At 72.0% G+C, this 20,060-nt stretch carries 16 protein-coding genes; 5 read left to right on the forward strand and 11 right to left on the reverse strand.

Annotated features, from left to right (window positions below; translation table 11 throughout):
- Window positions 1-152 precede the first annotated feature (152 nt).
- The gene (locus ACZ61C_RS27720; RefSeq protein ID WP_465310761.1) at window positions 153-1,067 is read left to right on the forward strand and encodes an SAM-dependent methyltransferase; all 915 of its coding nucleotides are present in this window, start codon (window positions 153-155) and stop codon (window positions 1,065-1,067) included.
- On the opposite strand, the gene ACZ61C_RS27725 is transcribed toward ACZ61C_RS27720, so the two are convergent.
- Window positions 1,042-1,758, reverse strand: coding sequence for a TetR/AcrR family transcriptional regulator (locus ACZ61C_RS27725; protein ID WP_465310762.1), 717 nt, complete (start codon window positions 1,756-1,758; stop codon window positions 1,042-1,044). The two genes, ACZ61C_RS27720 and ACZ61C_RS27725, sit on opposite strands and share 26 nt — an antisense overlap.
- Window positions 1,759-1,825: 67 nt before the next feature.
- On the opposite strand from ACZ61C_RS27725, the gene ACZ61C_RS27730 reads away from it, so the two are divergent.
- From ACZ61C_RS27730 to ACZ61C_RS27740, 3 genes are all read left to right on the forward strand, one after another.
- Complete coding sequence (locus ACZ61C_RS27730; RefSeq protein ID WP_465310763.1) at window positions 1,826-2,935, forward strand: FAD-dependent oxidoreductase; 1,110 nt, start codon at window positions 1,826-1,828, stop codon at window positions 2,933-2,935.
- 335 nt (window positions 2,936-3,270) lie between these two features.
- Window positions 3,271-3,753 carry a hypothetical protein gene (locus ACZ61C_RS27735; protein ID WP_465310764.1) on the forward strand — a complete coding sequence of 161 codons (483 nt, stop codon included), beginning with the start codon at window positions 3,271-3,273 and terminating at the stop codon, window positions 3,751-3,753.
- Between the two features lie 111 nt (window positions 3,754-3,864).
- Complete coding sequence (locus tag ACZ61C_RS27740; protein WP_465310765.1) at window positions 3,865-4,434, forward strand: TetR/AcrR family transcriptional regulator; 570 nt, start codon at window positions 3,865-3,867, stop codon at window positions 4,432-4,434.
- A gap of 19 nt (window positions 4,435-4,453) precedes the next feature.
- Here ACZ61C_RS27740 and ACZ61C_RS27745 read toward each other — a convergent pair whose 3' ends face one another.
- The 5 genes from ACZ61C_RS27745 to ACZ61C_RS27765 all read right to left on the reverse strand — a co-directional run bounded on the left by ACZ61C_RS27745 (window position 4,454) and on the right by ACZ61C_RS27765 (window position 10,911).
- Window positions 4,454-5,626, reverse strand: a complete 1,173-nt coding sequence (locus tag ACZ61C_RS27745) for an MFS transporter (RefSeq protein ID WP_465310766.1) — start codon at window positions 5,624-5,626, stop codon at window positions 4,454-4,456.
- Window positions 5,627-6,511: 885 nt separating this feature from the next.
- Complete coding sequence (locus ACZ61C_RS27750) at window positions 6,512-8,800, reverse strand: tetratricopeptide repeat protein (RefSeq protein WP_465310767.1); 2,289 nt, start codon at window positions 8,798-8,800, stop codon at window positions 6,512-6,514.
- The gene (locus ACZ61C_RS27755) at window positions 8,797-9,189 is read right to left on the reverse strand and encodes an RIP homotypic interaction motif-containing protein (protein WP_465310768.1); all 393 of its coding nucleotides are present in this window, start codon (window positions 9,187-9,189) and stop codon (window positions 8,797-8,799) included. The genes ACZ61C_RS27750 and ACZ61C_RS27755 overlap by 4 nt, the downstream gene beginning before the upstream one ends.
- 154 nt (window positions 9,190-9,343) lie before the next feature.
- Window positions 9,344-10,129, reverse strand: coding sequence for a MerR family transcriptional regulator (locus ACZ61C_RS27760; protein ID WP_465310769.1), 786 nt, complete (start codon window positions 10,127-10,129; stop codon window positions 9,344-9,346).
- Window positions 10,126-10,911: an alpha/beta fold hydrolase gene (locus ACZ61C_RS27765; RefSeq protein WP_465310770.1), complete on the reverse strand. Its 786-nt coding sequence runs from the start codon at window positions 10,909-10,911 to the stop codon at window positions 10,126-10,128. The genes ACZ61C_RS27760 and ACZ61C_RS27765 overlap by 4 nt, the downstream gene beginning before the upstream one ends.
- 80 nt (window positions 10,912-10,991) lie before the next feature.
- Between ACZ61C_RS27765 and ACZ61C_RS27770 the strand changes: the two genes are divergently transcribed.
- Window positions 10,992-11,276, forward strand: a complete 285-nt coding sequence (locus ACZ61C_RS27770) for a hypothetical protein (protein ID WP_465310771.1) — start codon at window positions 10,992-10,994, stop codon at window positions 11,274-11,276.
- Window positions 11,277-11,332: 56 nt separating this feature from the next.
- On the opposite strand, the gene ACZ61C_RS27775 is transcribed toward ACZ61C_RS27770, so the two are convergent.
- From ACZ61C_RS27775 to ACZ61C_RS27795, 5 genes are all read right to left on the reverse strand, one after another.
- Complete coding sequence (locus ACZ61C_RS27775) at window positions 11,333-11,722, reverse strand: hypothetical protein (RefSeq protein ID WP_465310772.1); 390 nt, start codon at window positions 11,720-11,722, stop codon at window positions 11,333-11,335.
- Window positions 11,723-11,893: 171 nt separating this feature from the next.
- Window positions 11,894-12,154, reverse strand: coding sequence for a barstar family protein (locus tag ACZ61C_RS27780; protein ID WP_465310773.1), 261 nt, complete (start codon window positions 12,152-12,154; stop codon window positions 11,894-11,896).
- A 487-nt stretch (window positions 12,155-12,641) separates the two neighbouring features.
- A complete protein-coding gene (locus ACZ61C_RS27785) occupies window positions 12,642-13,022 on the reverse strand; it encodes a hypothetical protein (RefSeq protein WP_465310774.1) in 381 nt (126 codons plus the stop codon).
- Window positions 13,019-13,291 (reverse strand): hypothetical protein, encoded by a 273-nt coding sequence (locus tag ACZ61C_RS27790; RefSeq protein ID WP_465310775.1) that lies wholly within the window; start codon window positions 13,289-13,291, stop codon window positions 13,019-13,021. The genes ACZ61C_RS27785 and ACZ61C_RS27790 overlap by 4 nt, the downstream gene beginning before the upstream one ends.
- Window positions 13,288-20,019 (reverse strand): colicin E3/pyocin S6 family cytotoxin, encoded by a 6,732-nt coding sequence (locus ACZ61C_RS27795; protein ID WP_465310776.1) that lies wholly within the window; start codon window positions 20,017-20,019, stop codon window positions 13,288-13,290. The genes ACZ61C_RS27790 and ACZ61C_RS27795 overlap by 4 nt, the downstream gene beginning before the upstream one ends.
- Between the last annotated feature and the right edge of the window lie 41 nt (window positions 20,020-20,060).

The raw sequence follows: 20,060 nt of genomic DNA on the forward strand, positions 1-20,060 counted from the left end.
GCTGCGGAGGGTTGGGCCCTCCACGGGCCATCCCCCCCCGGTTTCCCGCTTTTCCGACCTCTCTTTGGGACGGGGAGGCGGGGGGGGCCGCCCCCCCCCCCCCCCCCCCCCCCGCCCCCCCACCTCCATCTCTGCTCCGAAGAAGGCGGGCGATGACTTCCTCCCGGCACGACGGTGACTCCTGGGACCTGGCGTCCAGCGTGGGAGCGACGGCCACGATGGCCGCGGCGGCCCGGGCGATCGCGACCCGCGTGGACCGGTCGCTGCTCGCCGACCCGTTCGCCGAGTCGCTCGTCCGCGCGGTCGGCATCGACCTCCTCACCCGGCTCGCGACCGGCGAAGAGGCGCCCGGCGACCTGGTCGGGACGGCGTTCGTGGACGTGGCCCAGATCCGCGGCAAGTTCTACGACGACTTCTTCCTCGAGGCGGCGGGCGCGGGCATCACCCAGGCCGTGATCCTGGCTTCGGGGCTGGACTCCCGCGCGTACCGGCTGCCCTGGCCGGCCGGGACGGTGGTGTACGAGCTCGACCAGCCACCGGTGGTCGAGTTCAAGACCCGCGCGCTGGCCGAGCTCGGCGCCGAGCCCACGGCCGACCGGCGGGTGGCCCCGGCCGACCTGCGCGAAGACTGGCCCGCCGCGCTGCGCACCGCCGGGTTCGACCCGGCCCGCCCGACCGCCTGGAGCGCCGAGGGCCTGCTGGGGTACCTGCCGCCCGAGGCGCAGGACCGGCTGCTGGAGACGATCACCGAGCTCAGCGCGCCGGGCAGCCGGGTGGCCACCGAAAGCCGGCCCAACCCGGAACCGGGCGACGAGGAGAAGACGAAGGAACGCCTGGACCGCATCTCCGCACGCTTCCGCGGCCACAGCTTCGACTCCGACATGACCAAGCTGCGCTACTTCGGCAAGCGCAACGAAGCGGCGCCGTACCTGGCCGGCCTCGGCTGGACGCTGGGCGGATCCACGGTCGCCGAGCTCCTGGCGGCGAACGGCCTGCCACCGCTGACGGAAGACGACCTGCGCATGGGCGACCTGCGGTACGTCAGCGGGGTTCTGGCCGAGAAGTAGCGTCCGTAGGTCCTTTCGCGAGGCCGGCCTCGATGCCGTCGAGCAGGAAGCCGAGGCCGGCGCGGAAGGTCTCGTCGGCGTCGAGGTGGGCGCCGTCGCGGACGTAGGTCTCCAGCGCCGGGAAGCGGCCCGTCGCGAACGTGCGCTCCAGGTACGGCCCGAACGTCGACTGCCACTGCTTCTTGTCCATCCCGGACATCCGCTCGGCACGTCGCTCGGCGACCTCCCGGCGCACCGCGCCGATCACGTAAGCGTCGACCGCGGAGACCACCGGGGCGATCGCCACCACGTCGAGGTCGTGCAACGCGGTCAGCACCGCCTCGCGCCTGGCCAGCGTGTGCGGCCCCAGCTGGGGCCGGCCGCCGATCAGGTCGGCGAGCCATTCGTGCCGGTGGACGGTCCGCCGGGTGGCCTCGGCGAGCGAGCGCAGCACCTCCCGCCAGCCGTCGCCGGCCGGGCGGATCTCGGCCTGGACCGCGTCGAGCATCAGGTCGAACAGCTCCTCCTTGGTCGCGAGGTAGCCGTAGAGCCGCATCGGCCCGGCGTCCAGCTCGGCGGCGACCTTGCGCAGCGACACCGCCTCCAGCCCACCCGCGTCGGCCAGCCGGATCGCCGCCGCGACGATCCGCTCGCGGCTCAGCGGGGCCAGTGTCGGCCGCTCCGGCGGCTCCGGCCGTTCCCAAACCACCATGCAGCGACGATACTGCGCCTGGTGCGATACGCTGTATTTGCCAATACAGCGTATCGAGGGGGAAGCCATGACCATCACGATCGTCGGAGCCGGCATGGGCGGCCTGGCCCTGGCCCGGGTGCTGCACGTGCACGGCATCGAGTCCGTCGTCTACGAACGGGAGTCGTCGCGCGAAGCCCGTGGCCAGGGCGGCATGCTCGACATCCACTCCGGCCAGCGGGCGCTGCGCGAGGCCGGCCTGATCGAGCAGTTCCACACCATCGCCCGGGGTGAAGGCCAGGACATGCGGCTGCTCGAGCCGGACGGCACCCTGCTGCTGCAGGAGGACACGCCCGACGACGCCCCGCTCGTCCGCCCCGAGGTCGACCGCGCCGACCTGCGCGCCCTGCTGCTGGACTCCCTTCCCGAGGGCACGGTCCGGTGGGGGCACGCCTTCGAGTCCGCGCAGAACGGCGTGGTGCACTTCGCCGGCGGGCGCAGCACGACGTACGACCTGCTGGTCGGCGCGGACGGCGCGCAGTCCCGGGTCCGCAAGCTGCTCACCGACGCGCGGCCGGCGCACCTCGGCCAGAACACCGTCGAGCTCGGCATTCCCGACGTCGACCGCACCCACCCCGACCTCGCGGCCATGGTGGGGCGCGGCAACTACTGGGTGTTCGGCGACGGGAAGTCCCTGGCGGCGCAGCGCAACGGCGACGGCCGCGTCCGCATCGGCCTCAACTTCTACAACACCGGCGAGGACTGGCTCACCACGAGCGGGATCCCGTTCGACGACCCGGCCGCGACCCGAGCCTGGGTGATCGGGCAGCTCGCCGGCTGGGACGCGCGGTTCCTCGCCCTGATCGCCGCCTGCGACGACGAGGTCATGCCGCGGGCGCTCACCAGTCTCCCGATCGGTCTGACCTGGCCTTCGGCGCCGGACGCCACGCTGGTCGGCGACGCCGCGCACTTGATGCCGGCGGTCGGGGAAGGCGCGAACATGGCCCTGCTCGACGGCGCCCTGCTCGGCCTCGCGCTGGCCGCGCACCCGGACGACCACCCGGCCGCCGTCCGGGAGTACGAGGCGGAGATGTTCGACCGCACCGGCGCCGCCGCACGGATGTCGGCGGACATGCACGAGCTGCTGATGTCCCCGGACGCCGCCCGCCGGCTGCTCGCCTTCTTCCAGCCCGGCTGACGGAGTGTCGAACCGGTCGAACGGCTGCCGGACCGCGTCAACCCCATCCACGAGAACACGGCACTGCGGGCTCGGTAAGAACTGGCGGCCATTCAGCAAACATCGCAACTCCGCAACGACGGCAGCTCGAACCTTCGGCCTCCATCGGGTGAGAGCCAGATGAATCTCTGGTGAAGCTGTTTCAGCGCGACGAAACGGGCACACGCGGTGACCTCGGACTTCGGCGGCGATCCGGCCGGTCGGCGCAATGTGCGCGTACCACCGGGGGTATGCGCGTGCGGACGGAAGCTCCTACGGTTTCCCGGTCCTGGGGGCCTCGACCGCAGGGAGCCGTCATGCCCACCCTCACCACCGTGTCCACGTGGACCGTCATCGCGTCCGGCGACACCGCCCGCTTCACCCACGCCTACGCCGGCGACTTCTGGGCGCCGCGTGTCTGGAGCGGCCACGGGCTCGCCGTCGCCGAAACCGATCTCGCCGGCCTCGACGAGACGCTCAAGGAAATGATGAAGCTGCCGATCTACTGGCTGGCCCGGGGGCGCCACCAGGATTCCCGGGCCGGCGACGCCGCCGTGTGGTCGGAGCCGTGGTTCGACTCGGACGACGAGTTCGTGTACATCGGGGGCCCCTGCCGGACCGACGAGCCGACGGTGGGCTACCGGCCCGCCCTGGACTTCGCCGTCGACCTGGTCCACCTCCGCGGCCTGCGCATCAGGGTCGCCAAGTACCGGACGGCCCCGCTGCGCGGCTCGGGAGTGCCGGTCCCCACGGCGGCCCGGGTCCGGCCGCGGGTGGCGGCGGGGCGGTTGCCTCGCTGAATGCCGGTTTTGCGCTGCTGTCGCCTGGGGGTCGGGCGGCAGCAGCGTCGCGTGAGGGGTGGTTCGCGGCACGCGTTTGGCAACTGAACATTCATTAGGGATAGTGGGGCCATGCGCACACGGGATCCCGAGGCCAAACGGCGGCAGCTCCTGGACGGCGCGCTCGCGGAGTTCGCCGAGCACGGCATCGGGGGTGCCCGGGTCGACCGCATCGCCACGCGGGCCGGGGTCAGCGCCGGGCTCGTCTACTCCTTCTACGACGGCAAGGAAGGCCTCTTCGAAGCGGTCTACGACGCCGTCGTCGAGCAGGTCGTAGCCGGGATCCCCCTCGATGCCGACGACCTTCCCGGGTACGCCGGGCTGCTCTACGACGCCGGAGTCGAGAACCCGGCCGTCATGCGGTTCGTCACCTGGTACCAGCTCGAACGCGGGCACGCCCGGACCGGCGTCCGGCCGATCGTCGCCCAGTCGATGGCCGATAAGACCGCCGCCGTCGCGGACGCCCAGCGGCGCGGGGTCGTGACGGACCGGCGGAGCGCCGGTGAGCTGCTCGCCCTGGTCCTGTCCCTCGCGAACATGTGGCAGAACCAGGGTGAGGACGTCCGCGGGCTCGTCCCCGAAGCCGACCGCCGGCGCGTTGTCGTCGAGGCCGTCCGGGAGCTGGTCACCCCGCCCCGGTGACGTATGTCCGAGGTGGACGTCACGCGCCCACCTCGGGGAGGTCCTGGCGCAGCGGCACTTCGGGGAGGGCGCGCTGGGGCCGGAGCGTGAACCGGCGCGGGAACGGGATCACCGTCGCCCGCTGGAACACCGCGATGTGCCCGCTGACCATCTGGCCGAGCAGGATCACCAGGACCAGCAGCAGCGGTGTCCACCAGCCGCCGGTGTGGGTGTGCAGCCAGCCGCACGCCAGCACGCCGAACCCGGCGATCACGTAGCCCACACCTTGGACCACCGCGGACAGCGAGAGTGAACTGTCCTTGCTGCGCAACGAGATCGTCGTCAGGACGAACGCCAGCGAGCCCATGCCCAGGCCGGTCGCCGCAGCCCACACCCAGGGCGCGGCCGCCGGGGCGAGGAGCAGCCCGGTCACGCCGACGACGTTGGGCAGGGCCAGCAGGACCACGAGCACCGTCTGGTTCCGCCACCGGCGCGTCCAGCCCGGGACCAGCCACATCATCGGCAGCCCCATGGCCATCGACACCGCGAGGCACGCGCCCGCGGTCGCCGGTGAGACGCCCGCGTCGCGCAGGATCCCGGGGAGCCAGCCCATGACGAGGAAGGTCACCGTCGAGATGAGTCCGAAGTGGAGGGTCAGGGCGGTGGCCCGCACCGGCCCGGAAGTCCGCTGTGGCGCCACGAACTCGCCGGGGGTGCGCAGCCACAGCCGATGGGCCAGCAGGGCCGAGAACGCCCACAGCCCCAGGCCGATCCGCCACGACGACGACAGCACCGCCGCCGGGGTGATCAGTGCCCCGGCCGTGCTGCCCAGCCCGAGCCCGAGCGGGTAGGCGGCGGATCCCTGGGCCAGCAACGGAAGCATGGTGCCGAGCACGGCGATGGACAGGCACGCGAGCGCCGTCCCGACCAGCAGCGGCACCGGTCCACCGAGGACCCGCCCGGCCAGTGACGCCGCCAGGCCGATGAGGGACACGGTGACCGTCCGGCGGGTGCCGACGCGGTCGCTCAGCCACGGGGTCGCCCAGCCGCCGAGGCCGATCGCCCACAGGGGCAGCGCGACGAGGACGGCGGCGACCAGGGAGCCGGCCACGGAGATGTCGGGAAGGGCCGCGCCCAGGCTGGTCACGGCCGGCCGCAGGTTGAGGGCCAGTACGAAGATCACGGCGGTGGAAACGGTGGTGGCACGGGACATCGCCCCTCCTCGGCCTCGCGGTCCGGAGCGGCAAGCTCCGTCGACCCATGCTTCACGGCACGAGGAAGTCAGACATCCGTCACCTGACGTATGAATGAAGTTCTCCTGCCGTTCAACTCGCGTTAGCGTCGCGGTTCCCTCGCGAATGACCGTGCATCGGCACGGCCGAATGGCTCGGCCGGACCGCGGTCTTCTCCGTCAGGGCCCGGAAAACCAGGGGCCGACCATTCCCCGATGCTTGCTTTCCGGCCGGCGCCCGGACCGGCCGGAGGGTCGATTCGAGGAGGCGGGAATTCCGCCTTGACAACAGGAGTGGTGGTTTTCGGAACGATTAATCGAAAAATCGTCCGAGACGTTTTCGCCCGGTCCGCACGCGTTCTGGACGGGTCGGACGACAACGCGGCGTTTTCGCCACGCGAAACAATAATCATAGAACTGGTCGCCGATGGTTAGAACACCACCGTAGGTTCCTCCGGAAACAATTTAACCGGAGCGGGCCACCCAGGACCAGAGCCAGAGCGTGTCGCGTAGGTTGCGATTGAGTAACCGCTCTCGCCCGATCGCGTACGGAGGGTGAACAGCACCTGTTCGACGTGGGCGATCGTTACCTCGAAAGGACTTGACCGACGGCTTCGCGGTTACCGGAACCGGCGCTTCGGGCCCACTACTCCCGTTCGTCGTCACCATCGGGCTGCTCCGGATTCCGTGTCCACACTGTTCGCCGACGGAGCCCGGAAACGGACGGCACCTTTGTGGACATCGGATTCCGGCGCCGGGCGCCCGTTCCACCGTGGACCGTCCCCGGCGGATCCGCCACGGTCACCGGCGGCCATCGACGAATTCGATTCGCGGGACGGCGGAATCCGGCGAACGACCCGAACCGCCCTACGGCACCGGCCCGTCTTCGAGCTCGACGCGGATCCGCCACCCGCGCAGGCCGCGGATCGGCTCGTCGGTCTCGGTCGCCGGGCCCGCGCGCTCCGCGGCGAACCGGGCGTCGTCCGGCCGCCCGGTGGCGACGCAGAGGCGTTCCACTTCCCGCCACGCCCGGACTTCGGCTCGCCGGTCACCGATCTTCGCGGAGGTCATGGCGGCCGCGGCAAACGCTTTCACGGTGTCGGCGAACCAGCCCGCCTCGCGGTACACCACTCCGAGGTTGCGCCAGGTCCGCGCCGCACTGCGGAGGTCGCCGACCTCCTCGAAGATGGCGGCGGCGGCCCGGAAGAGGTGGATCGCGTCACCTCGCTGACCAAGCCGGTGAAAGACGATGGCCACGTTGCCTGCCGCCATCGCCTCGGCGGGCCGGTCACCGAGATCGCGGAAGATCGTCATCGCGGCCGTGTGCGCGTCGAAAGCCCCCGGCTGATCCCCCAGGTGCGCCAGCGCGGTGCCCGTGTTGCTCCGGGCCGAGGCTTCGCTGCGCCGGTCGCCGAGCTCCTGGAAGAGGTCGGCCGCGTAGTGGTGGTAGCCCGCCGCCCGCACGGAGTCACCCAGGCCCTGCAACGCCAGGCCCGTGTCGTCCCACATCCGCCCGTCGAGCGCCAGGTCGTCGAAGAGGATCCGGCCGGCCAGCATGGCGGTATTCAGGATGTCGAGAGCCTCTTCGAACTCGCCAGCCTCGATCAGGGCGGCCGCCAGGTTGTCCATGGCCCGCAGCGCCGCGACGGGGTCCCGCAACCGGCGGGCCGACCGGTCGGCGATCCGCGCGACGGCGACCCAGTCGGTCACCTGACGCCGCCAGGACAGGAACCCCGTCAGGCCGGAGACCAGCTCCACGACCTGCTGGTGCCGCTCGGTTTCCCCGGCCGCGGCCACCGCGGCGACCAGGCACGCCTGCTCGGCGTCCAGCCAGGCCAGCGCGGTGTCCCAGCCGGTGAACGGCCCGTCCGGCGGACCCGCGGCGCGGGACCGCACCGTCGCCCGCCAGACGAGCGCGGCCCGCGTCGCAACGACGTAGTGGTCGAGCACGCGGCCGGTCGCGGCGGCCAGCTGCGCCTCGGTGAGGCCCAGATCGGCGACGGCGTGCCCGGTGACGTCGAGGCGCAGCAGGTCGTGGAACCGCCAGCGCCGCGGGCCGCCCAGCAGCAGGTGGGTGCGGGTCAGCACCCGCAGCCGCGTGCGCGCGACCGCCTCGGCCGTCCCCAGCACCGCCGCGGCGGCCGGCAGCCCGACGTCGGGACCGGGCGCGACGGTCAGCAGGCAGAGCAGCCGGGCGGCCTCCGGGTCCCGGCCGCGCAACCGCTGCCAGGACGCCACGAACGCGGCGTGCACCCCGCCCGCGCCGTCGTCCAGCACGGCCAGCCGGGTCCGCGTGTCGGCCAGGTCGGCCGCGACCTCGCCGACGGTGAGCTCCGGCTCCTCGGCCAGCACACCCGCGGCGATCACCACGGCCTGGGGCAGCCGGCCGCACCACCGCAGCACTTCCGCCACCGCGTCGGCCTCGGCGGCGGCCCGGGGATCGGCTGCGAGGCCACGGCTCCGGGCCCGCTCGTCCAGCACGGCGCGCAGCAGCTGCGTGGCCTCATCCGGCGGCAGCACGTCCAGCGCCACGCGGTCGGCGCCGGGCAGCGGCAGGGTGTCGCGCGAAGTGACCAGCACCCGGTGGGTGCGCGCGGCCGAGGGCGTGGGCAGCAGATCGCGGACCTGGCCGGGGTCCGCGGCGTCGTCCAGCACCAGCAGCACCGGCCGGCCCCGCGCGGCCAGGAGGTCGAGGTGGCGGTGGTAGGCGGTCGGCTGCTGCGCGGCGTCGGCCGGGATCCCGGCGGCCGGCACACCCAGCGCCCGCAACACCGACGCGAACACCCGGCCCGGCGGGATCCGGTTCTCCGCGACGGGGTCGTACCCGCGCAGGGTCACGAAGACCGCGCCGCCGGGGAACCAGCCCCGGGCCACCGCGGCCGCCGCGGCCCGCCGGACCAGCGCGGTCTTGCCGATCCCGCCCATGCCCTGCACCACGCCGGTGGCGCCGGACGCGGCCGGGGCCAGGACCGCCGCCAGCCGCTCGAGGTCCGGCGCCCGGCCGACGAAGACCTCGGCGCCGTGGTCGGCGTGGATCGTGGTCACGGCCGCGCCGCTGCCGTCGGCCGGGAGGTGGATGTGCTGCGTGTTGTGGTCCCCGACCTGCACGCCCTGCCCGTACCGCGCGTCGACCGGCGGCGGGCCCGGCTCGGTCACCGCGGCGGTCGCGGGCCGAGGTTCAGCGTCATCGAGTTGTGGTCGCCGATCTGCACACCCTGCGACTCACGGACGTCGACGGTGTACTTGCCCCCGGCCCGGTCGAGCAGCGTGCGGGCGGCGGTGACCAGCTCGTCCTCGGGCGCGAACGCCGTCCCGTCGAGCGCGCGGGCCAGCTCGGCGCGGATCCGCTGTTCGCGGTCCGGCGTGGAGTCGTCCTTCGCCGCCTCTTCGAGCTCTTCGGCCACCTTCGCCCCGAACCGCCGGCGCAGCCCGCCGAGCAGGCCCGCGTAGGCGTCCTTCACCGCCAGCGACGCGGTGTCCTTCGCCCCGGCCGCCGCTCCCGCGGCCAGGCCGGCGGCCACCACGTCCAGCAACTCCCCCACCATCACGCCTCCCTGCGCTCGGACGAAGCCGGAGCACCAGTGTGCCCGAGCGGGCCGGCCGGCGGCTCGGCCACCGCGTTTTCGACACACTGACCGGCTGGCTCGTCGGCACCCGATCCCGCCGCGCTCACGACGAAACCCGACCCCGGGGCCCGGTTCAGCGTGGCTCCGTTCCGGGGAGGGCGATCCCGGCGGCGCGGAGCTTCTTCTCGACGAGCGAGGCCAAGCGGGCCGCGGCGGTGTCCGGGCCTTCGCCGTGGTGGGCGACCATCCGGTAGCGGGTCACGGTTTCGGTGCGGGCCTGCAGGCCGGTGACGATCCGCAGCTGCGCGGGGTGGGCGAGGTAGTGCTCGGCCATGTCCGCGGCCAGTGCGGCGACGCGGGGATCGTCCGGCTCCCAGCCGATGACCTCGGCGCTGCGCGTGGCCAGCTCGACGAAGCGGGGGTCGTGCAACGCCTGCTCGATGTCGCTGAGGTAGTCGTCGAAGCCGTCCGGGACCAGGGCTTTGGCCAGCACGAAGGACTCCCGGGCCGTCTGCACGTCGTGGGCCGAGAAGCCGAGGGTCGGCATGCCCTCCAGCATCGCCACGGCCCGGTCGGGCAACAGGGTCCGGTCGCCGGAGGTGAGCCGGTGGAGCATGTCGCGCTGCGCGGTCAGCTCGGTGATGCGGTCGGTGAGGCGCCGCCCGACGTCGACGAGCGTGGCCGCGAAGGCCATGCTGTCGGCGTCGAGCAGGGAGGCGATGTCGGCCAGCGGCACCCCGGCCGCGGCCAGCGTCTTGACCCGCACCAGCCGCAGCAGCTCGGCCGACCGGTAACGGCGGTAGCCCGAGCTGTCGCGCTCGGGCTCGTCGACGAGGCCGAGCTTGTGGTAGTGCCGCACGGTTTTGATCGTGACGCCGGCGAAGGCGGCCGCCTGGCCGATGGTCACCCCGTCGGTCATCGGCTCGGCGTTCCCCCGGCGGTCTCCCGCACGGCCGCGGCGACGGCCCGGAAGTCCTTGCGCAGGATCTGCGTGTGGTTGCTCCCGACCTTCGCGCTGACCCGCAGGTTCGGGTTCCGGCGGAGCACCGGGTCGAGGGACGCGCGCATCTGCTCCATCTCTTCGGCGCCACCACCGAGGTTCGCGCCCGTGGCGAAGACAAAACGCACCGGGCAGGACAGCCGGTCCAGCAGCGGTTCGAGCGCGGCGCAGATCTCGTTGATCTCGATGCCGATCTCGGCGTGCTGGGCGGCGCTCATCGAGGCGGCCAGGCCGAACGGCCGCGCGAGCGGCAGGAACATCCGCATCCTGCCGAAGATACGCCGGATCTTCTCCCGGTCCTCTTCCCCGGTGTACCCCCACGGGACAGCCCCGTCGACCGAGACCACCCCGGCGACCCGCTCCGGGTGCCGGTCGGCCCAGTGCACGGCGAGCGCGGCCCCGTAGGACCAGCCGACCAGCAACGGCCGGTCGACACCGGTCGCCTCGAGCACGGCGTCGAGGTCACGGACACAAGCCTCGAAGGAGTAGTCGGCCGAGCGCTTCGACCGGCCGCGAGCCCGTTCGTCATAGGTGACGTGCCGCCACCCGGGCCCGAGCGCGGCGATCACCCGCCGCCAGGATCGTTGGCCGGCGTAGGAGCCGTTGAGGTAGACGAGGGGCCGGCCGGCACCGCGTGTGTCGGTGACCGCGAGGGCCGTGTCGTCGACCGGCACCAGGCCGGTCCAGGGGGTGGTGGTCATGAGGGCAGCGTCCACCTTGACCTCGGGTCAAGGTCAACGCGCTGTACTTCGACGCCGACGTCGGCGAGGATCGCGCTGTCATGGATCGATTCGAAACCGCGAGCCTGGCGCTCATGCCGGGCCGGCGGGTCCGCGCCACGGTGCCTCCCGCGTGGGTCCGCCTGAGCATCCGGCCCGAGGACCTGGCGTCGTTCCACCGGCCGTGCGGCTTCTGCGGCGTTCACACGGTCCTGACCACGGGCGGCGACGGCCCCGGCAGCCACACGGTGATCGTCCACCGCACCTGGCTGGCGGACCGCATCGAGCAGGGAAACTCCGGCGAACGGGCGCGAGCCCTCACGATCGGGACCCGCAGCCGGCGGTGAGAGGCCTTCATCCGCAGCTTCCGTCGACCAGACGGTATGCGAGACGCCCCGGCCGGTCAGCTCAGGTTCCGCACGATCGTGTCCATCTCCCGGCGTGCCGGACCGCGGACCGGGACCCTCGTCCACCACCAGCCCGCACCCGGCTCGACCGCGTCGTCGATGTGCGCGAGCAGCCTTTTGCCGTCCGGCTCGGTGAACGACCTGAACTCCTCGTCGACCACATCGACCACGTCCTGCCCGGACATCTCCGCGCCGACAACGCCAAGCCCGTCGGCGACCGCGTCACGCGCGAACAAGGCGGCGAGGTAGTCGTGCGCACCCTCGACCGTCCGGTCACCGTCCGGACGGTCGAGATCCCCGCGCAGCTTCGCGACGTGCCGCTGCCAGGACACGATCAAGCTGTCCAGGAGGGTGTGGCCCCCGTTCTCATCCAGCCGACACCTCATCAGCCACCCCGCGGAGGTGGAACGCCAGCCGCCCGGATCCAGGTCCGGCTCCCGGCGACCGGCCGCAGTACCGCCGCCCACTGCAGAGTCTCGTCGTCCTCCCGAAAGGCCTCGACCAGCCAGCTCACGACAGCCGGACCACCTTCCGCAGGTCGCCCAGCGCCGAACCGGTCACCGAGCCTCGACGACCACGTCGAACTCCTCCAGCACGGCCGTGAGGGCGTTGAGGAACTCCGTCCCCAACGCCTCTTCGGACGAGGAGAAGTCGTTCCACAGAAGCCGGGCCGGCCGCTTGCCGACCGGACCGGAGCGGAGGCAGTCGGCGAGCGCGTCGAGGTTCGACCCGAAGTAGCCGCCCGGGCCGTTGGCCGCTTCACCCAGCGCACAGTAGAAGCCGGCCTTCGTCACGGTCGAGGCGCCGTTCAGGGTCATCACCTCCGTGTCTCCGTACCGAGCAGCACTGTGCCCGGTGGCGAACCACGAGTTCTGCACGACGTGCAGCCAGGCCCGGTGGTCACCGGCCGGAAGACGAAGCCACTCATCGGTTGGCAGCGGCGGCTCCGAGGCCCAACGCCGCCAGATCCCGGCTGCCTCGGGATGTTCACACCGCTCCCCGAAGAAACGGAACGCAACCCGCTTCGCAGCGGAGTCACCGAAGACCACCCGTCCGACGAGGTACTCGCCGATCTTGTCCCGCCGCGCGTTCACCACTTCGAGAACCGCGTCCTCCACCTGCCGCGGACGCTCGACAGTCCAGCTCGCCCCGAGGAAGACGACTTCCGATGCATCTTCACCCGGCGGGACGAAGAACCCCGCCAGCTCTTCGGCCTCGACGAGCAGGTTCCTTTGGTTCCCGTCGACCAGACGGTACAGCGCGTCTCCTCCACCGGTCAGCGTGCCGGACCGCCGGCCGGGCCCCTCAGGCCGGACGTTTCCCGTAGTACGGCCGGACCACCTTCCCCAGCTTCCGCTGGATCCCCCGCAACAGCCCGATCGTCACCCCGTCGTCGAAGCCGGTTGTCGTGCGCCACTCGAAGCCGGTGCCCGCCAGGTCGCTGACGAACACGATCTCCGTCGCGATCAGCACCCGCGCCCAGTCGACCGGGGCCAGCGGGGTCCCCTCCCGCAACGCCCCGCGCAGCCGTTCGCACTGGGTGAGCAGGTCGGCGAAACCCGCGAACCCCATGCCGACCGCCAGCTCGTCGCTGCACCGGGCCGGGCCGCCCCACTCCAGCAGCGCCCGGTCCAGCAACGCGATCTCCTCCGGGGCGAGCAGGTCGCCCGCAGCCGAACCGGTCACCGGGTCTCGACGGCAGGCACCTCGTCCGCCACCTCGCTGAGGTAGAACGCCAGCCGGCGCGGGTCCAGGGCCGGCGCCGGGTCGGGCGATGTGACCGCGAAACCCAGCGCGACCGTGACCTGCTCGGCACTCAAGGGGTACGACGCCGGGACCGACAAGTCCGGCAGGCTCAGCGCCCGCTCCAACTCCTCGCGAGCGACCGGCCGCAGCTCGACCTCCCACTCCAGAGTCTCGTCGTCCTCGCGAAAGGCCTCGACCAACCAGCTCACGGCTCCACCGTCCTTCCCGGCACCGGGCCCTTGCCGGGGATGGGATCGCCGGTGGCCGGATCGACCGGGCCGAGGTGCCGTCCGCGTTTGTCGTAGGTTTCCAGCTCAGCGTGCTGGGAGTCCCACTCGTAGATGTTGCCCTTGCTGTCCTTCCACCGCTTGCGGAGTCCGCCGCCACCCTGGACGCCCGTCTTCGGCTTGGCCGGCTGCAGGCCCTTGACCCCCGGGATCGACTTGGGCGCCGGCGTGTACCCGCAGTTGTCGCCGCCGCCCCCCTTCGGCGCATTGTGCACCAGGACATCCGCGTCGCCCGCCGTCACGTAGTAGACGTGGTCCTCGTCCACGGTCAGGTTGTGCACCCGGGCCGGCCGGGTCAGCTCGTGGACCGCCGAAACCGTCACCGTGGCGCCGTTCGCCGCCAGCAGGGTGTCGCGAGGGTGGAGGTCCTCCGCGTCCACCCAGCTGCGCTGTGCGGGGACCCAGAACGGGTGGCCGGCCGTCGCCACGATCGGGGCCTGGCCGGTCACCGTGATCTCGACCAGGCGCTTCCACCCCTGCCCGATGATCGTGGCGACCACCTCGCGAGACGTGCTCCGGCCGGTCTCGACGTCCGTGGCCACCACCCGGTCGCCCAGCCGGACCTGGTCGATCGGACGACGGCTGCCGTCGGCCATCAGCACCAGCGTGCCCGGCGCGAAGCTGTTGCACCCCGTCACCTTCGACAGGCGTTCCTCCGCCTCCTCCACCCGCCGCAGGTCCGACGCCGCCTTGTCGCGGCGCTTCATCCACGTCAGCGTGTCCTTGAACGCCGACACGATCTTGTCGACGATCTTGCCGCCCTTGAGGACCTTGCCCCACGGCAGCGACGTCAGGATCTCCCAGGCGCAGCCGGCCAGGTTGAAGTCCTTGATGCAGTTGTCGACGACGCCCTTCACGCCGATGATCTCCTGCAGGATGTCGCCGCCGACCTGGATCGCGACGTCGATCCAGCTGCGCTTGTCCGCCGCGGCCTTCTTGGCTTCCTCGTACTCCGCCTGGCTGAGGCCCGCGTCCTTGAGCGCCTGCTGCTTCGTGTCACCCGCGCCCGCGCCGCCGCCACCGCCGGTCCATGGCGGGTCGATCCAGATCCGGTAGTAGAAGACCTGGACGACCCAGTAGGTCACGGCCACGAACATCACGATCGGCATGAACAGCCCGACGTAGTAGAGCGTCCAGAGGACCGTCGTCACGGCGGTCCGCTGGGCCACCGAGACGGTCTTCCAGTACAGGCCGTTCGGGTCCGAGTTCGTCACCGGCGAGTTGTTGCCGTAGGCGTACCCGTTGAGCTGTTGCGGGTCGTCGACGTCCAGCACCGGGTCGGCCGAGGCGAACCGCCCGGTGACCGGGTCGTACTCGCGGGCGCCGAGGTGGGTCAGGCCGCTGCCGTCCTTCGTGCCGCCGACGAACCCCTTGTCGTCGGCCCAGGACGCCGGCTGCTTGCCCCGCGGGTTGCCGAACGGGTCGGCCTGCCGCGACTTCGCGTCCAAAGTGGACGCGTTGATCGTCATCGACGCGGTGCCCTGGTGGTCGCCCAGCAGCCACGACAGGCCACCGCCCGGGCCGGACGTCCGCACCGCGACGGCGGAGCCGCCGTGGTCGTAGTAGCGCCGCGCGGTCAGGTCCTTGGTCGTGTTCTGCAGGACCAGTTCCATGCCGTCGAGGTAGAGCGTCGTGATGCCGGACTCGCGCTTGATCAGGCGCTCGCCGTCGGCGTCGTAGACGAACGACGACTCGCGCCCGTCGTGCTCCTTGAGCTTCGCCAAGCGGCCGCTGGCGTCCCACTCCAGGGTCTGCGAAGACCCCGACACCTTGCGGCCGGTCGTGTTGCCCGTCGCGTCGTAGCCGAACTCGTCCTTCGCCGTGCCCGTCGGGCCGGTCTGGGTGACGGTCCGGAGCGTGTGCGGCTGGGCGCCGTCCGGGCCGCCGTAGGCGTAGGTCCGCGTGGTGTCCCCCGCCGCCGTGTGCTCGACGTCGGAGGTGCGGTTGCCGCCCTTGTCGTAGGCGTAGTCGTGCCAGTACGGCGCGGTCCCGCCCAGCCCGGCCACCGACGGCCGCTCGCCGCAGTTCCCGCTCTTCGGCGTGAACGCGCTGGTCATCCGCTTGAGGTGGTCGTACCCGAAGCACTGGACGTCGCCGGGCGAGCCCGGCGAGGTGTCGGCCAGCTTCGTGATGTTGCCCGCCGGGTCGTAGCCGTAGCTGCGCTTGGCCAGGTACGCGCCGCTCTCGAGGTTGCGCTGGACGTCGACGCCGGAAAGGCGCCGGGTGCCCTCCTCGTAGAACATCGAGGTGTAGACCTTCTTGCCGCCCGTGCCCAGCGTCAGCCGCAGCGTCTCGCCGTACTTGGAGTACAGGTGCTCCGGGACGTAGGTGTCGGCGCCCTGGGTCTCGGTGGGCAGCCCGAGGTCGTTGTAGTAGTAGCTGATCAGCTCCGGGTCCAGGCCGCCCGCGCCCGGCTGGGTGCGGGACGTCACCTGCCCGGTGTTCGTGTCGTAGGAGGTCTTGAACGAGTAGCTGCCGGTCAGCTTGCCCTCACCGTCGGGGATGACGACCTTGGTCTCGGTCGGCCGGTTCGCCGCGTCGTAGGAGACGACCTGCTTGGTGTAGGCCTTGCCGCCGGCGTTCCGGGTCGACGTGTCGACCGTGCCGCGCTTGACCTTGTCGTAGGACCAGGTCGCCACCGTCGCCTCGGGCGCGTCCGCGGCCGGCCGCTCGAACTGCGCGGCCGGGCGGCCGAGCTTGTCGTACTCGGTCCGGACGCGGACCCCGCGGGCGTCGGTCGTGGTGTCGAGCTGGTCGAGCGCGGTGTAGGTGTAGCGCCGGTCCCCGGTGTCCGGGTCGTGGTCGGCGACCTTGCGGCCGAGCTGGTCGTACTCGGAGGTCCACTTCGCGTTGTCCGGCCCGACGAGCGCGGTCATCAGGCCCCGCACGTCGAACTGGTACTTGGTCGAGTCGTAGTCCCCGGTCGCCTCACGGCCGTGGTACTGCCGCTTCTCGACGGCGTTGCCGTGGACGTCGCGGATGACCGTCGTCGTGGTCCCACCGAGCGGCGGCACGGTGGTCACGCGGTCGGCCGCGTAGCTGGAGCTCGTCCGCCACTGCTCGACGTCGAGCTTGCGGAAGATCACCGCGGTCTCGCGCTGCTGGGTGTCGAACTCCGTCACCGTCTGGTTCGGCACGGCGTTGTCCAGCACGCCGAGCAGCGCGTCCCCGGCGGGCTGGTCGTTGTAGTACGAGCCGTTGACCTTGGCCTGGAGACCGCGGGAGTCGTAGAACCAGTCGTTGACGATCCGGCCGCCCGCGACGGCGGGCAGCTGCGTCTGGCGTTCGCGCAGCAGGCCGTCGTAGAGCGTGTACGACGTCGTGTAGCCGCCGTTCTCCCGCAGGGAGCTCGTGGTGACGATGGTCGGCGCGTCGGTCCGGTACCGGTAGCCGAACGTGCTGGTCGGGTCCTTCTTGTCCGCTTTGGACTGCCCGGGCGCCCAGGCGCGGACGAGCCGGCCGAGCGCGTCGTACTCCATGTCGGCGCGGCGGCCGCTGATGTCCTCGTCGGACGTCGTGAGCCCGTGCGCCGGGTCCATCGTCGTCACGGCGGTGTAGCCGAGCGGGTCGGTCTTGGTGACCTTGCGGACGCCGAACTCCGGGCCCGGCTCGTAGGCCGACTTGACCTCGTCACCCGCGGAGTTGACCACCTTGACCGGACGGCCGAGGTCGTCGTAGGTCGTGCCCTGGGTCAGCTGCCACTCGGTGCCGGTCCAGCGCTCGGTCGCGGTCAGGTTGCCCTTGGTGGGCGCGGCGCCGGAGGCGAGGCTGTCGTAGCTCTGCCGGACCTTGCCGATCAGCTTGCCGGGCGTGTTCTCGTCGGCCGAGCACGGCAGCGCGACCGTGCGCACGCTCGCCGGGCGGTCCTGGATCCACGCGGTGTCGTTCGCGGTGTACTCGGTGCGGGCGCAGGTTTCGTCGCCGGTGACCGCGAGGTCGCCCGCGTCGTCGACGCCGACGACGTTGCCGTGGGCGTCGAAGGAGTTCTTGACCTCCGTGCGGCGCCAGGTGCCGTCGCCGAGCAGCGTCCGGCCGCGGGTGGTCTCGACGTTCGTCATGTAGGCCTTGTCGTCCCCGGCGGTCGCCGTTGGGCCGTGCAGCCACGGGACCTTGACCGACGAGGAGACCAGCTTGCCGCCGTCGTAGGACTGGGATTCGAGGGTGAACCCGGCCAGGACGTCCGCGTCGGTGACCTTGCCGCCCTCGGAGTCCTCGACCGCGACCTGCCGCGTCCCGCCGGGCCGCCGGTCGCCGTCCATGCCGCGCAGGAACCGCTCGACCGTCACCGTCTGCGGGGTGCCGGGTTCGCCGGTGGTCGTGCGGACCTCGCCGAACCCGCGCCACTGCGACCAGGTCCGGTGCTCCGGCTCGCCGAAGTCGGCGTCGTCGAAGTGCCACGCGGCGTCGCCGAGGTAGTCGTAGGCCGTCTTCTTCAACGTCGAGCCGCCGGTCCGGTCGTCCTCGGTGACCGCCTTGACGACGTACTTGTGGAACCAGCCCAGCACCGCGTCGTAGCCGTGCTCGGGCAGCCACCAGCTCGGGAAGCACAGCTTGCCGTTGGTTTCGGGGTTGGCGGGCATCGCCGAGCCCCAGACGCATTCGCGGTCCGAGTACTTGACCTCGGTGATCCCGCCGGCCTCGTTCTGCACGCGCTCGACGCGGTAGCGGGTGATCGGCGGCAGGCCGTCGCCGGCCGCGACGCGGTTCGGCATCGAGAGGCCGTGGAACTTCATCTCGGGCAGGGAGTCGGTGCCACCGGCCAGGCCGGTGTGGGTGATCCCGGCCAGCCACAGCGCCGGGGAGAGCCCGTCGCCGGTGTCCGGGAACTCGTGCCGCAGCGTCCACGCGTCGACGTCGCGCCACTGCGCGGCGCCGGTGACGTCGTCCCGGCGGATCTGGGTGAGCACCTTGACCAGCCGCTTGCGGCTGAAGAACGCCGGTGACGTCCGGTTCTCGCACTTCTCGCCGGCCGCGCAGATCCGGTCGAACGGCACGTCCGGCCAGTTCTTCGCGGTGTCCTTGGTCAGCTGGCCGGCGTTGCAGGCGAAGGTGCTCGTCGGCAGGCACCGCTCGGCGGTGTCGAACCAGACGCGCGAGGGCGCCGGCGCGAACAGCGCGTCCGAGCGCAGGCCGTACTCGACCCGGCGGAGGCTGTTCGCCGCGACGTAGGAGGTCTGCTTGTCCGCGGCCATGTCCCGGCCGTAGAAGTTCGTCTCGGGCTCGTAGTAGTACGTCGTCGCGTTGCCGTTCGGGTCGACGACGTAGTCGAGGTTCCAGCGGTAGCCCTGCTGGCACCAGGAATCCGCGAACGCGGTCTTGGCACATGGCTCACCGTTGTTGTTGCCGAACACCGGCACGGTCGAGGTCGAGCGGGTCTCCGGCTTGCCCTCGCTCCAGCCGGGAAGCCGGTTGAGGCCGAGGAAGTACTGCGTGCCGTTGCTGCTGGTGATCTTCCAGTGCTCACCGTTGTCGTCGCCGTTGGTGGCGCCGGTGAGGTGCTCGATCCGCGAGCCGTCGTCGTGCTTCGGCACCCACAGGCCGGCCTTGGCGTCCTTGAGGACCAGCTCCGCCGAGACGCCGTTCAGGCTCAGGACGGCGTTGTCGGTGGCCCAGCAGAGGTCACCGGTCTTGCGCTGGGCCTGGCTGCCGCCGAGGTCGTCGGCGCAGGCCTTGTACCGGCGCTCGATGAACCCGCCCGCGGACAGCTCCCAGCCGTCGCCGGGGGCCGCGGCCTGGTTGTTCGTCGCGCTGGTGCGGCCGTCGACCGTGCCGGAGGAATACCCGAGGCCCAGCTTCGGGGCGACCCCGGCGTTGGGCGGCGGCACCCGCAGCGGCACCGAATAGGTGAAGTCACCGCTCGACCCGCCGCCCGACCAGGAACCGGCCGGGGACAGCCCGGTGGCCTCGAACGAGCCGCCCGCGCCGGAAGGCGCCGCCGCGGCGGCCAGCATGACCCGCGAGGCCGAACGCTGCTGCTGAGCGGGCAAGGCCACCTTCGCGGTGACGGTCCGGGAAGCCGTGTCGTTCACCGTCTCCACCGGGGTCGCCGTGCGGCACTCCGGGCGTTCCGGGGTCCGCGCGGCGCAGTCCGGCAGCTGGACGAGCTTCAACCGCGAGCCGTAGTCCCCGCCGAAGGCCGATTCGAAGCCGCGGTAGTCGACCCGCACCGACAGCGACCGGCCGGCCGCGCCCCCGGCGTCCTCGACCGCCAGGACCAGACCGGTGACGCCGGCCTTCTCGGCGGGCCCCTGGTCCAGCGTCTCGACCCGGACCTTCGCCTCGCCGACGGGCGCGGCCGAGCGCGCCTGCGCCTTCGGGGCGTCGACGGCCACCGCGACCGGCAGCGAGCCGGCCTGCCGGAAGCCGGGCGCGGCCGAGCGCGCCTGCGCCTTCGGGGCCGTCGTCTCGGCGCTCGCCGCTCCCGGCCACTTCGCCTCCGGACGCGGCCGGGCGAGCGCCTCGTCGACGGCGTTGACCGGCAACGGCCGGACCGGCACCGGACCGCCGGGCACGGATTTTTCCTGCTGCAGCTCGGGCAGGTGGACGAAGCTGGGCTCGTCCGCCGCGGCGGGCAGGGCCTGCACCGTCGTCACGGCCATCACCGCGGCCAGGACGAGGGCGAGCTGGGGCGCAAAACGTCTTCCGGACATGCCGAACTCCAGATTCGGGTCGCGAAGGGGAAGAGGGAGCG

Source organism: Amycolatopsis sp. NPDC104587 (assembly GCF_055583645.1).

Coding starts and splice junctions, on each gene's coding strand:
- ACZ61C_RS27720 (WP_465310761.1), top strand. CDS start 153: ATGACTTCCTCCCGGCACGACGGTGACTCCTGGGACCTGGCGTCCAGC.
- ACZ61C_RS27725 (WP_465310762.1), bottom strand. CDS start 1,758: ATGGTGGTTTGGGAACGGCCGGAGCCGCCGGAGCGGCCGACACTGGCC.
- ACZ61C_RS27730 (WP_465310763.1), top strand. CDS start 1,826: ATGACCATCACGATCGTCGGAGCCGGCATGGGCGGCCTGGCCCTGGCC.
- ACZ61C_RS27735 (WP_465310764.1), top strand. CDS start 3,271: ATGCCCACCCTCACCACCGTGTCCACGTGGACCGTCATCGCGTCCGGC.
- ACZ61C_RS27740 (WP_465310765.1), top strand. CDS start 3,865: ATGCGCACACGGGATCCCGAGGCCAAACGGCGGCAGCTCCTGGACGGC.
- ACZ61C_RS27745 (WP_465310766.1), bottom strand. CDS start 5,626: ATGTCCCGTGCCACCACCGTTTCCACCGCCGTGATCTTCGTACTGGCC.
- ACZ61C_RS27755 (WP_465310768.1), bottom strand. CDS start 9,189: ATGGTGGGGGAGTTGCTGGACGTGGTGGCCGCCGGCCTGGCCGCGGGA.
- ACZ61C_RS27760 (WP_465310769.1), bottom strand. CDS start 10,129: ATGACCGACGGGGTGACCATCGGCCAGGCGGCCGCCTTCGCCGGCGTC.
- ACZ61C_RS27765 (WP_465310770.1), bottom strand. CDS start 10,911: ATGACCACCACCCCCTGGACCGGCCTGGTGCCGGTCGACGACACGGCC.
- ACZ61C_RS27770 (WP_465310771.1), top strand. CDS start 10,992: ATGGATCGATTCGAAACCGCGAGCCTGGCGCTCATGCCGGGCCGGCGG.
- ACZ61C_RS27775 (WP_465310772.1), bottom strand. CDS start 11,722: ATGAGGTGTCGGCTGGATGAGAACGGGGGCCACACCCTCCTGGACAGC.
- ACZ61C_RS27780 (WP_465310773.1), bottom strand. CDS start 12,154: ATGACCCTGAACGGCGCCTCGACCGTGACGAAGGCCGGCTTCTACTGT.
- ACZ61C_RS27795 (WP_465310776.1), bottom strand. CDS start 20,019: ATGTCCGGAAGACGTTTTGCGCCCCAGCTCGCCCTCGTCCTGGCCGCG.